This window comes from Shewanella sp. A22, assembly GCF_053850585.1.
Genome location: NZ_JBSQBN010000052.1, coordinates 16485 through 29669, shown reverse-complemented (window position 1 = coordinate 29669; position 13185 = coordinate 16485). Strand labels below are relative to the sequence as shown.

Below are 13185 nucleotides of genomic sequence, written 5' to 3'. Positions count from 1 at the left end.
TTCAAAGTCCTTTATGCTTCGTTAGATGCTTTCAAAATACGACGGCATGGTCTATTTTTTCCATAAAAAATAAGACATTCCCACCCTCCATGGCGGTCAGATGCTGGAGGTAGAGTAACGCAGGAGCTTGTTACCGAGGATCACTATTCGCTTCAATCATCTGCCTTGCCTACTGCACTTTGAACTCCCGCTGAAAGATCACATGTTTAATAGGATTGGTATTATTGTTAGGGCCTGTTGATCTTTGCTGGTTAAGCTTTGTTCGAGATAAAAACGTTTTAATCGAGGCGAGTGGATTGCTGCCTAGCAATCTAAGCTACTTTTACTTAACGAAGAGGACTCCACAAAGAGTAAAACGTTTTTAGCCGAACCCTTCGGGCAGCGTTTGTTGATCATTTTTACTGCATTATCGACTTTTTATGTAGAATAACTACACCACAAAGTCTCTTCTTTGTACAAATGACCAACAATTCGCTGCCAAAACAACCTTGAAAGATCAACAGGCCCTAATCATTACATTCATTTTGCTTTGCGAAGATAACGTGGTTCTGTTGCATTCTTGTTGATAAACTATTGGGTGAGTTTATTATGAAATAAAAGAGTCCTTTTTCTTTCAATCTATTTTCAATTAACAATAGCTTGAGTCTTCATTAAGGCTAGGAATAAATGAAAAATTATAGTGTTTTAGTATTAAGTTGCATGATGTTGTTCAGCGGTGGGATCTGGGCCCATGAGACAAGTCTTAAAGGGGCTGTTGATTGCGATAATCCCATGACCACCATTGAAATTAACGACTGCGCAAAGTTAACAGTTGATGAAGCACAAACAAGGTTAGACAAGTATATAGCTAAAGCTAACGAGAAATATCATGATGATCCAAAGGCTGTTGAAGCACTGCAATTGTCTCAGCGAGACTGGTTGACCTATAGGGAGTCTTATTGCCATGCGATATATCAATTGTGGCGAAATGGCAGTATTAGAGGGGTAATGTATCATGAATGTATGCTGCAGCTTACAGTGCAGCGCACTCATAATATTTGGCAAGATTATTTAACGTTTATGGATTCTTCTGAGCCGTTACTGCCTGAACCACAGTAATGATTGATATCAACTCGTAATGGGCTGGTTAATGTCAATTAATGACGAGAGTGTTAATGTAACCATTTTTGCCCTTATACCTCTTGCGACTCTGCAGATTAATCTTGCCAGCGCTGTTTAATGCTGAGGATACTGGGTAAACATTCTTGGAGTATAACCACTAAGTCAGGATCAAAGTGAATGCCGCTTTGACTGTTAATAAACGCCATGGCTTTGTCTATGCTCCAGGCTTCTTTATAGGGACGTTCATTCGTGAGGGCATCAAATACATCTGCAATTGCCACAATACGCCCCTCAATGGGAATATCTTCACCTTTAAGCCCATGAGGATAGCCGCTTCCATTCCACTTTTCGTGGTGAGTCATTGCCACTACTTTGGCTAATGCAATTAAATCTGAATCTGATTCTCCGAGGATCTCGGCTCCGATTTCGGGGTGTTTTTTCATGATGGCAAATTCTTCATCAGTTAGCTTACCCGGTTTAAGCATGATGCTGTCGGGAATACCAATTTTGCCAATATCGTGCATTGGTGCCGCATGGAGTAAGTTTTCGGCTGCAGAGTTTGATAAACCATAGGCAAGGGCAATGACTCGAGAATAATGACTCATGCGCATCACATGCATTCCGGTTTCATTATCTTTATATTCGGATGCACGCCCTAGGCGTTGAATAACTTGCAAGCGAGTGCGGCGTAAGTCTTCTGCTTGTACCAAAGACAAATGAGTACGAACACGGGCTTTAACTACAGCAGGTGATACGGGTTTGGTTATGTAGTCAACAGCGCCAACATCAAAGCCTTTAGCTTCGTCTACGTCGTCACTTAATGCGGTTACAAAAATAACTGGAACAGCCTTGGTTCGAGGATCGGCTTTAAGTTGTTGACACACTTCAAATCCGGTCATACCTGGCATCATAACATCGAGTAAAATGAGGTCTGGTAACTCGCGCTGAATTAAGCGCAGCGCTTCATCACCGCTTTTGGCAAAAATTAACCGGTACGGCTCCTCAAGCATTTTTTTTAATACTCTGAGGTTAGCGGGTTCATCGTCGACAACAAGAATGCTCTGCTTAAGGTCTTGATTATTATGTATCATAAAAATGGGTCTTCTATGGTGCAGTTAAGTTTAATTCAAGTGCATTTAGTTTGATTATTGCTTGTTCAAATTCGAAGTCGTCTAATGCATGTTGTATGGTGCTACATTGTTGTTTATACACTATTGGGGCTTTGGCTAATAGTGTATAAACATCGGATTCACTGTATTGATTATCTTGTGCGGCAAGACGAATACGATCAATGATTTGCAATAACTCTTCAGTTCCAGCGCTGTCATCCGTCAGTATGTGTTGTTCAACTTGATCGTCTAGTTGGGTAGCAAGATAAGCCGCAACACTCGAAAATGCTTGTTCAATTTTGGGCAGTAACACTAATAGTTCAGTTTGTGATTTTGTCATGGCTAAACGCTCTGCTTCGCTAAATAAACGCGTTAATTGTGTCAGTGCTAAATTACCTGACAAGCCTTTCAAACCATGCAAATGACTGTGAATACTGGGCCAGTTAGCCGCTTCTATTAATGGTTTAATACGTTGACTGTTATCATGTTGTTTAGTTATAAACGCATTGATTTCTTTGATAAAGGTGGGTTTATCTCCCCACATAGCGATGCCTTTTTTCTCATTAACAACTTGATTATATTGAGTATCAACTGCTGTGTTATCGATGTCTAGACTATGTGGCTCAAGCTTAAGGACTAGCGCTATTTCGTGGTTAAGTAATGCCATATCAATCGGTTTGTTAGCAAAACCATCCATACCTGCGTCTAATGCGGCTTTTCTGTCTTCGGACAATACACTGGCAGTTAATGCAATGATAGGCAAATGCGGCAACTGTTCTGCTTGTTCTTGTTCACGGCGAGTTCGCGAGGCTGTGAGTCCGTCCATTATTGGCATTTGCACATCCATCAATACAACATCAATTTTGTCGTTACGCATCCGTAATAGCGCTTGTTTACCATCGCGAGCCGCCATGATCGTGTGACCTTGGCGCTTCATCATAATCGTTAACAGGTCTATATTTTGCTGTATATCATCAACAATCAACATTGTGAGAGGTTTCAGTGTTTGCGTATGAGGCGTGATTGCTGGAACTTGTTTATGCTTGAGTGCAGTTAGCGGCAATGTAAATGCAAAGCAGCTGCCTTTGCCGAACGTACTGCTGGCGGTAATTTTTCCACCCATAAGCTCGACTAATTGTTTGCTAATGGTAGTACCAAGACCTGTACCACCAAAGCGGCGGTTCATACTGGCATCTGCTTGTGCAAAAGCATCAAATACCATAGATAATTGTTCTTCGGTCATGCCAATACCAGTATCGCTTATTGCAAAATCAATATTACCATTTTGCTTTACTGTCACGTTGATATCGATACCGCCATGTGCAGTAAACTTGATGGCATTACCGATAAGGTTGGTAAGCACTTGGCGAATTCGGTCAGGTGCACCATGATAAAGAGGGACAACATCATTAGAGATATTAATGTCTAAATACAAGTCTTTAGAGTTAGCTTGTAACCATAAAGTTGACACTACAGAGTCAATTTCTTCAATTAATGAAAAGTCTCTAAATTCTAACTCAAATTTCCCTTTGTCTAATTTAGCGCTATCGAGAATATCATTCAGTAAATGCAATAATGATTTGGCTGACTGATTAATCGTGCGTAAATGTTTGCGTTGCTCAACGAGTAGCGTGTCGTCGAGTAAAATGTCGCTAAAGCCTATAATGGCGTTCATTGGGGTACGAATTTCGTGGCTCATATTGGCTAAAAATGCTGCTCGAGCAGATGCTGCTTGCTCTGCTTTATTTTTGGCAATCAATAGTGATTGCTCCATTTCTTTGCGCTCAGTGATATCCATTATGAAACCGTCGAGCCACTCGTTTTCTACAACTAAGCCATCAACATGGGTGCCATAACCTAATAACCAGCGGATTTCTCCTTGGGCATTATAGATGCGGTATTCTAATTGAAACACATGATCTGTGATGACATTATTAACAACTTGGTCAATGTCGTCTGGGTGAACATGTTCATGTAAATGGCGCTTTGGCGGCGAGCCGAGATAGTCACTGGCAGGATAGCCCGTGATATCTTCAACGGCATCGCTAATAAATACCATCGGCCAGTCTGTAGCATTTAAACAGCGATAAGCGATACCTGGAATATTGGCAATTAGAGAACGAAACTGCGCTTCGCTTTTAATCAGTGCACGTTGCATTTCAAGACGATTACGTAAATCGCTTATATACATGACAAACAGGGTTTTGCCAGCGATACATGCGTGACCAATTGATACTCTAACTGGAATTGTTATACCGCTGCTATGCAGTGCTTCAACATCGCGGCCAGCGTTAATGGGTGTGGGTTCATTTAAGTAGTTGTTTAAATATGAGTTAAAATCATTGATAAAGTGATCAGGAATAAAACGACGAATATTTTTATGGCATACATCTTCAAGCTGCCAGCCTAAAAGTGATTCTACGGCTTTATTACCGCTTTCAATATAGCCTTCTGCATTAAAGGTAATGATACCGTCAGAGGCAGAACTAATGGTCGCGCGATAACGTGCTTCGCTTAATTTTGCTTGCTGTAACGATGCTTGATATTTCACCAATATATCTACGGCTAATATCAATAACATAATAGATACGGTAATCGTGACAACTGCAATACCGAGATAAGATGACATCATTTCAGTGTTGTCAGAAAATGCAAATTCCGAAGGACGTACAAAACGTGCTGCCGCCATACCTATGTAATGCATACCGGAGATAGCTAAACCCATGACCACTGCAGCAATAGCATTTTTATGTGGTTCGCTTAAGGTAAACCGTCCAAGATTATTCAAGCTAAAGCGGACCCACAAGGCCAAAACAGCCAAGATAACGGTAACAATAATGGATAAGCAGAAATAGAATAAATCGTAACGCAGTAAAGGCGCCATTTCCATGGCCGCTAAGCCGATATAATGCATGGCACCAATGCCTACACTGGTAATAATGCCACCTAATACAAATAGTCTGTGTGTTGGCTTGGGAGCAGACATGACATGTAATGCCATCCAAGATGCAGCAATGCTAGGGATAAAAGATACCGCAGTTAACTTTACATCGTAGCTGACTGGAGTATATAAGCTAAACGCTAACATGCCGACAAAATGCATTGACCATAGGCCACCACCTAAGGCAATACTGCCACAACTAATGAGCAAATATTTTTTATATTGGTTGGGCATTAATGCCGCTTGTGCCGCCAGTTGTAATGCCATAAATGAAGCTAATACTGCAATAGCAATTGAAATAAGGACGACGCTGGGCTGAAAATTTCCTGTTATTAATAGGCTTTCATCAGTTACGGTAAAAAGTGTATGGATTGTATCAAGCATGATAATTAGATGCAGATCACTATTAAGGTAGGTTAGGTGTCGGTATGAGAATAAAAACACCATCAATTTGGTTAATTTTTAACTAAATTTTATACCAAATCAATGTTTAAATGATTTTCTGCCCGTTATAGTGTGATTTTTGTGGTTTCCATCTCTATCTTGTAATTAACTTACGCAATATGTTTCTGTGTTGTTAATTTATGTTGTGTTTTTAAGCTGCTTTATGAACCATGCATATTTCTTTGGTGGTTTACTCTTGCTTATTACTGAACGTAGCGTTTAACGGTTTGTAAAAATCTTAAAGTTGCTTTCACTTTTACTTTGGCGTAGACAATAGATGACATGCATTTGGAGTGTAATATGCTTTTAGTGGCAGGAAAATCGACCCGTTTGGGGTTACATTCTTCAGTCTTCTTTTTGTGCCCTAATGCGTAACTCAAGGTTATTGAGTTCAGAAATTGCTTGTTCAAACTCAAAATCATCTAGGGCATGTTTTATATTGATACAACGTTGCTGGTAGCCTGATGAGGCTGCTTCAATAAGCATGTCTACATCGTGCTCGTGGTATTGATTTTGTTTAGCTGCCAAGCTTACACGAGAAATGATGTCGAGTAATTGAACAGTGCTTAGGTTGTTTTTTTTATTAGAATCATGTTGTTGACTAATATTTATTGTACTCAGATAGTCTGAAACTTGAGACAAGGCCAGAGTAATGCTTGGTAACAAAGCCAGTAGTTCATCGCTTGACTTTGTTATGGCTAAGCGTTCAGCCTCGCTAAATAAACGTGTTAACTGTGTGAGAGCTAAATTGCCTGACAGCCCTTTGAGGCCATGAAAATGGCGGTGTAATGCTGGCCAGTCGGCAACGTTTATTAACTGCTGAATATGCGGGTTATTATCATTTTGTTTGGTCATAAAAATGTTAATTTCGTTAATAAAGGTGGCTTTCTCCCCCCACATAGCGATGCCTTTTTTCTCATTAACAATTTGCTTGTTACTGGTGTCATTTGTGGTGTTATCGGCGGTGACATTATGTTGTTCAAGTTTGAGTACTTGCGCTATTTCGTGGTTAAGTAATGACATATCAATCGGTTTATTGGCAAAGCCATCCATACCTGCATCTAAGGCGGCTTTTTTGTCTTCAGGCAATACGCTGGCGGTTAATGCAATGATAGGCATATGCGGGAGCTGTTGTGTTTGTTCTTGCTCACGACGCGTACGTGAGGCTGTTAGCCCGTCCATTATCGGCATTTGTACGTCCATTAGAACAACATCTATTTTGTCGTTACGCATCCGTAATAGTGCTTGTTTACCATCGCGAGCCGCCATGATCGTGTGACCTTGGCGCTTCATCATAATAGTTAACAGGTCTATATTTTGCTGAATATCATCCACAACCAAAATATTAAGTGGCTTGATGTGGCAAGTTGATAATGGCGTTAATGTAGCTGGGATCTGCTTAGGTGCGTGTAAAGGGAGAGTAAAACTGAAACAACTGCCTTGTCCAAACGTGCTCTTGGCTGTGATATTTCCACCCATTAACTCGACCAATTGCTTACTGATAGTCGTTCCTAGGCCTGTACCACCAAAGCGGCGATTCATGCTGGCATCTGCTTGAGCAAACGCATCAAATACTAAGGCTAACTGTTCTGGTGTCATGCCAATACCGGTGTCGTTAATGGCAAATTCAATGTAACCGTTTGGCATAACAGTTACATCAATACTGACGCCGCCTTCGGCGGTAAATTTAATCGCATTACCTAATAGATTGGTCAACACTTGTCGGATTCGGTCTGGAGCACCGTAGTAAGATACTGCAACGTCGGGAGAGACATTAACTTTTAAGAATAACCCTTTAGCGTTAGCTTGCAACCATAGTGTTGATACTACTGAATCAACTTCTTCAATGACTGAAAAATCGCGTAATTCAAGTTCGAACTTGCCTTTGTCTAGCTTGGCGCTATCGAGCACATCGTTTAATAGGTGCAATAAAGATTTAGCAGACTGATTAATCGTGTGTAAATGCTTTTGCTGCTCAGCGGGTAGCGAGTCATCGAGTAAAATGTCGCTAAAACCAATGATAGCGTTCATTGGGGTACGAATTTCATGGCTCATGTTAGCTAAGAACGCAGAACGTGCAGAGGCTGCTTGTTCGGCATTGTTTTTAGCAATCAATAATGATTGCTCCATTTCTTTACGCTCGGTGATGTCCATAATAAAGCCATCGAGCCACTTATCTTGTGCATCAAGGCCATCTACGTGTGTTCCGTAACCCAGCAGCCAGCGAATATCTCCGGCGGCATTATAAATACGGTATTCCAGTTTAAATATTTGCTGGTTGGAGATCTGTTGATCGATGTTGCCAAGATCCTCTGGATGTACATGTTGATGAAAATAACGTCTTGGCACTGTGCCTAAATAATCGCTAGCGGGATAACCAGTGATACTTTCAACAGCATCACTAATAAAAATCATTGGTCTGTTGTCTATGTTTAAACAGCGGTAGGCAATGCCAGGAATATTAGTAATAAGTGAGCGAAACTGAGCTTCACTTTTAATAAGTGCACGCTGCATTTCAATACGATGACGCAAGTCACTTATGTACATTACAAAAAGACTTTTTCTTGCAATGCATGCATGTCCAATCGATACCCTAACAGGAATGCTTGTGCCGTTACTATGCAATGCCTCAACATCACGGCCATCACTCTGTTGTTGCGGTATGTTGTTTGAAAAACGGTTCAAACAGGCGTTAAATTCATCTATAAATGGTGCGGGGATAAAGTCACGAATATTTTTGTGGCATACATCTTCAAGCCGCCAGCCAAGGAGTTTTTCTACAGCTTGGTTGCCACTTTCAATGTGTCCTTTAGCGTTAAAGGTGATGATGCCATCAACGGCTGTACTTATGGTTGCTCGATAGCGTGCTTCACTTAATTGGGCTTGGTGTAATGATGCTTGATATTTGAGCAGCATGTTGACAGCTAAAACCAATAAAATGATTACCACAGTAATAGTTGCAACTGAAATACCTAAATACAGTGACATCATTTGAGGCTGGTTAGAAAACTCAAATCCCGGAGGACGAACAAAGCGGGCTGCCGCCATACCGATGTAATGCATGCCTGAAATAGCACACCCCATCACAATTGCCGCAATGGCATTTTTATGTAAATCACTTAATGTAAAACGACCCAGATGGTTCAAGCTAAAACGTATCCACAGTGCCAAAATGGCTAAAATGACTGCAATGACAATTGATAAGCCAAAATAGAATAGGTCGTATCGTAATAAGGGAGCCATTTCCATTGCGGCCATGCCGACATAGTGCATTGTACCAATTCCCGCGCCAGTCAGAATTCCTCCAACAACAAATTGACTTAGTTTAGGTTTGGTTGTGGATATCACATTTAACGCTACCCAGGATGCGGCAATGCTAGGAATAAACGATAACGCGGTTAAACCGATATCGTAGCTTACTGGAGTGCATAAGCTAAATGCTAACATGCCGATAAAATGCATCGACCATACTCCTCCACCCAGTGCTAAGCTGCCGCAGCTAGTGAGTAAGTATCGTTTGAACTTATTGAATGTTTGTGCCGCTTGTGAAGCCACCTGCAAGGCCATAAACGATGCTAAAACGGCGATAGCAATGGATATGAAAACGACGATAGGCTTAAAATTACCAATAATCAATAGACTTTCATCTGTAACGGTAAAGAGTGCGCGGATTGTCTCAAGCATAATAATTAGATGAATGTCGCTATTAGGGATGAATAAGAATGGTATCGGCGACGAATTAAAAAACGCCAGCGCTTTTAATTTTCAACTAAAGGTTGCACTAGATCAATGTTTAAATAATTTAAATTGGTATTATTAAGGGTTTTGTTGCTTTTTATGGCTTTCTGTGGTGGTTTTACTGTGCTTGTTGTACCAGTGTTAATTAAACTGAGGGTGAGTGTGCTGTGCGCCTTTTTGGGTTTACAGGTAGTCTTAAATATAAGTTGTCGCAATCTCATCTTTGGTAGCCTTTCTTAGTTAACGTACCAGTGCATGGATAATGGCGGTAGAACAACGCAGGAGCAGTTGCCGAGAGCGACTAGGTCTTCAAAAGGCTGCCTCTAATACCTCACTGATAATTTTCACTAAAAGAGCAAGTTCTAATGCGGATTGGTATTATTCCAACAAGTATAAGGTGTTGCTGTAAACATTACTCACCATGCACCTTTAGTCTAATGGAGTGCTTTTTTACTTGTGAGTCAGGCCGTTAATTGGTTAGCTTGAAGGTGAATAACCACTGCAAGGAGGCTTAAATGGTCAAACAACATCAAGTACAACTTCCTCTTACTCAAAGCGAATACCATGGTGCCACTTCAACGACACTTACCGATAAAACCATTGGTCAATATTTTGATGATATTGCAAATACTTACCCAGACAATCTTGCGATAGTTGTTCATCATCAACATATTCGCTGGAACTACCGTCAATATCAGGCAAAGGTTGATGCTCTCGCCACTGGGTTATTAAAGCTTGGTGTCCAACCTGGGGATAGGGTCGGGATTTGGTCTCCTAATAACATTGAATGGTGTTTAACACAATTTGCGACGGCTAAAATTGGTGCAATTATGGTGTGCATCAATCCAGCTTATCGGCCAGAAGAGTTGGAGTACGCATTAAGTAATGTTGGTTGTCGCGCCGTAATTTGTGCAGACAAATTTAAGTCGAGCAATTATCTAGAAATGCTCAATGAGTTATTGCCTGAATTATCCAACAGTAAAATTGGTGAGTTATCTGCGAGTGCATTACCCGAGCTTGAGTTTGTTATTCGTATGGGCACAGACCGCACTCCCGGCATGCTCAATTTTAATGATTTATTGGTTGATGTTACGGCGATAGATAAACATGATTTAGCTTATATAGCTGACTCGTTAAATACACAGGATGCGATTAATATCCAATTTACGTCTGGCACTACGGGCAGTCCAAAAGGGGCGACATTATCACATCATAATATTTTGAATAACGCTTATTTAGTGGCAAATGCCATGGGCTTAACTCCAGCTGACAAATTGTGTATTCCGGTGCCGCTATATCATTGTTTTGGTATGGTATTAGGCAGTTTGAGTAGTATTGTTTATGCATCCGCAGCGGTCTATCCCGGTGACTCATTTGACCCGCTTACCACTTTGCAAGTGGTTGCCGAGGAGCGTTGCACGGCACTACATGGCGTACCGACGATGTTTATTGCTGAATTAGAACACCCCCAATTTAACCAATTTGATCTGAGCTCGTTACGAACCGGTATTATGGCGGGTGCGACGTGTCCCGAGGAAGTCATGCGTCGTGTACAAGATTTAATGTACATGAAAGAAGTATTGATAGGCTACGGTCAAACTGAATGCAGTCCGTTAAATCATATTACTGAAATTGATTCTCCTATAGACAAACAAGTGTTGACTGTTGGCCGTGCATTACCACATACAGAAGTGAAAATTATCAATGAATTTGGCGACGTTGTCGCCATTGGTCAACCTGGTGAAGTGTGCAGCCGTGGTTACTGTATTATGCAAGGTTATTGGAATGATCCGGTCAAAACGGCTGCAACCATCGACAGTGCTGGCTGGTTACATTCTGGTGATATTGGCCAAATGGATGAGCTGGGTTATGTGCAAATTGTTGGGCGCATTAAAGATATGATTATTCGTGGTGGCGAGAATATTTATCCACGCGAAATTGAAGAAAAACTCTATAGTCACAAAGATGTGCAAGATGCGGCGGTCTTTGGAGTGCAAAGTGACAAATATGGCGAGGAGGTATGTGCGTGGATTAAAGTGCGCGCCAATGCTGATATTACCGAAGACGACATTCGTCATTTTTTAACCGAAAAATTTGCCTATTTTAAAGTGCCACGCTACATCAAATTTGTTGAGCAATATCCGATGACCGTTACGGGTAAAATTCAGAAGTTTAAAATGCGTGAATTGATGTATCAGGAATTATATGAAGCAATAAATTAATGTAAACAGGCTATTGAATATGTGACTTTTATCAATGGCTAGGGCCTGTTGATCTTTCAAGATTGTTTTTGCAGCGAATTGTTGGTCATTTGTACAAAGAAGAGACTTTGTGGTGTAGTTATTTTACTTAACAAGTTGATAATGCAGTAAAAATGACCAAAAACGCTGCCCGAAGGGTTCGGCTAAAAACGTTTTACTCTTTGTTGAGTACTCTTTGTTGAGTACTCTTCGTTAAGTAAAAGTAGCTTAGATTGCTAGGCAGCAATCCTCTCGCCTCGATTAAAACGTTTTTATCTCGAACAAAATTTAACCAGCAAAGATCAACAGGCCCTAGTTTGCATCATTGATTGGTAAATTATTTTTCACTACAACGTTATATTTTAATGACGTTGTAGTGAGTTTACTATGACGAATATTGACTGTTTCTTTCAGTTGAAGCGCCTAAATACTTCAGTTCTGTTTATTTAATCGATTTTTCCTTTATTTGAATTTGAGTTTATTCTGGTCAATGTAAGCATTACATTGAGGGTTGCTTATGCATAACTGAGCGTTATCGACTAATTACCTTGTTTTCTGTTGCTATAGCCAATAAAGTGGCGGCCGGAGTGTGCGTAATTCGGCACCGTTAGTATGAAAATAGAAACAACATAGGTAATAGGTTTGCTAGATAATATAAGTTTAATGGTCGATTTTTTTCTTGAAAATAAATTATTATTAACAGTGTTAATCATCATGCTTATCTCAGTGATTAAGCGGTTTATCATTTCAAGTATTCGTGGTGATGTCGCTTTTCTTTCTGATGTGCAGCGCAAATGGATGTCACGTACCAAGAATGGCACCTTTATTTTAATATTGGTTATTTTGTTCATACTTTGGCAATCTGAAGTCAGTAAATTTGCACTGTCCGTTACGGCAATTGCGATTGCTTTAGTGATCGCGTCAAAAGAAATTATTCTTTGCTTTACTGGTTCTATACAGAGGGCTAGCTCACGTTCTTTTGTGATTGGTGATTGGATTGAAGTGGGCAAAATATACGGTGAAGTGATTGAACATAATTTAATGGCTACTGTGATCCAAGAGATCGATCTAGACCACGGCCAATATCATTACACAGGTAAAACAGCTACCTTGCCAAACAGCATGTTTTTTACCTACGCAGTGAAAAACCTTAACTTCATGAAGCGTTATGTGTATCACAATATTACGATTACCGTCGTTCAGTTTGTGAACCTCTATACGCTGTTCCCCACACTCACTCGTCAAATAGAGCAGCATTGTGAAGATTTTATTGAAGTGGCTAAGCGCTACAATAACGTGATAGAAAAACATGCTGGCGTCGATTTACCTGGTAGCGAACCACATCTTCATATCACGAGCGGTGTCAATGGTGAGCAGAATGTTCATATAATGATTTTTTGCCCCACAGAACGCGCCATCGAATTAGAGCAATTAATAAGAGAAGACTTTATGATTGCCTACCACGAAAATTTTAGTTAGCTCAAAAATGGGTGGCAGTGGGTGATATTTTTATAAGTATTAAGTCTTTATTTTGGTGCTTGGACGTAGGTGTTCCTCCTAGTGTGGGCTAGTTAACTCATGTATTCCTCAACTCAGAGTTTAATCAGAGCTG

The 13185-nt window shown here is 40.5% G+C and carries 6 protein-coding genes; 3 read left to right on the top strand and 3 right to left on the bottom strand.

Annotation, left to right across the window (positions count from 1 at the left end):
- Nucleotides 1-666 precede the first annotated feature (666 nt).
- Nucleotides 667-1098 carry a lysozyme inhibitor LprI family protein gene (locus ACWXWT_RS11085; RefSeq protein ID WP_456041643.1) on the top strand — a complete coding sequence of 144 codons (432 nt, stop codon included), beginning with the start codon at nt 667-669 and terminating at the stop codon, nt 1096-1098.
- Nucleotides 1099-1196: 98 nt separating this feature from the next.
- Here ACWXWT_RS11085 and ACWXWT_RS11080 read toward each other — a convergent pair whose 3' ends face one another.
- The 3 genes from ACWXWT_RS11080 to ACWXWT_RS11070 all read right to left on the bottom strand — a co-directional run bounded on the left by ACWXWT_RS11080 (nt 1197) and on the right by ACWXWT_RS11070 (nt 9279).
- Nucleotides 1197-2192, bottom strand: coding sequence for a response regulator (locus tag ACWXWT_RS11080; RefSeq protein ID WP_456041642.1), 996 nt, complete (start codon nt 2190-2192; stop codon nt 1197-1199).
- A gap of 13 nt (nt 2193-2205) precedes the next feature.
- Nucleotides 2206-5535, bottom strand: a complete 3330-nt coding sequence (locus ACWXWT_RS11075) for an MHYT domain-containing protein (RefSeq protein ID WP_456041641.1) — start codon at nt 5533-5535, stop codon at nt 2206-2208.
- Nucleotides 5536-5940: 405 nt separating this feature from the next.
- A complete protein-coding gene (locus ACWXWT_RS11070; RefSeq protein ID WP_456041640.1) occupies nt 5941-9279 on the bottom strand; it encodes an MHYT domain-containing protein in 3339 nt (1112 codons plus the stop codon).
- Between the two features lie 569 nt (nt 9280-9848).
- Here ACWXWT_RS11070 and ACWXWT_RS11065 point away from each other — a divergent pair.
- Entirely contained in the window at nt 9849-11555 is a 1707-nt protein-coding gene (locus ACWXWT_RS11065) for an AMP-binding protein (protein ID WP_456041639.1), read from the top strand.
- Nucleotides 11556-12236: 681 nt separating this feature from the next.
- On the top strand, nt 12237-13052 hold the full coding sequence (locus ACWXWT_RS11060; RefSeq protein ID WP_456041644.1) for a mechanosensitive ion channel family protein: 816 nt from the start codon (nt 12237-12239) through the stop codon (nt 13050-13052).
- Nucleotides 13053-13185 lie beyond the last annotated feature (133 nt).

Bases quoted from the DNA above. Each gene is read 5' to 3' on its own strand.
- ACWXWT_RS11085 (WP_456041643.1), top strand. From the start codon at position 667: ATGAAAAATTATAGTGTTTTAGTATTAAGTTGCATGATGTTGTTCAGC.
- ACWXWT_RS11080 (WP_456041642.1), bottom strand. From the start codon at position 2,192: ATGATACATAATAATCAAGACCTTAAGCAGAGCATTCTTGTTGTCGAC.
- ACWXWT_RS11075 (WP_456041641.1), bottom strand. From the start codon at position 5,535: ATGCTTGATACAATCCATACACTTTTTACCGTAACTGATGAAAGCCTA.
- ACWXWT_RS11070 (WP_456041640.1), bottom strand. From the start codon at position 9,279: ATGCTTGAGACAATCCGCGCACTCTTTACCGTTACAGATGAAAGTCTA.
- ACWXWT_RS11065 (WP_456041639.1), top strand. From the start codon at position 9,849: ATGGTCAAACAACATCAAGTACAACTTCCTCTTACTCAAAGCGAATAC.
- ACWXWT_RS11060 (WP_456041644.1), top strand. From the start codon at position 12,237: ATGGTCGATTTTTTTCTTGAAAATAAATTATTATTAACAGTGTTAATC.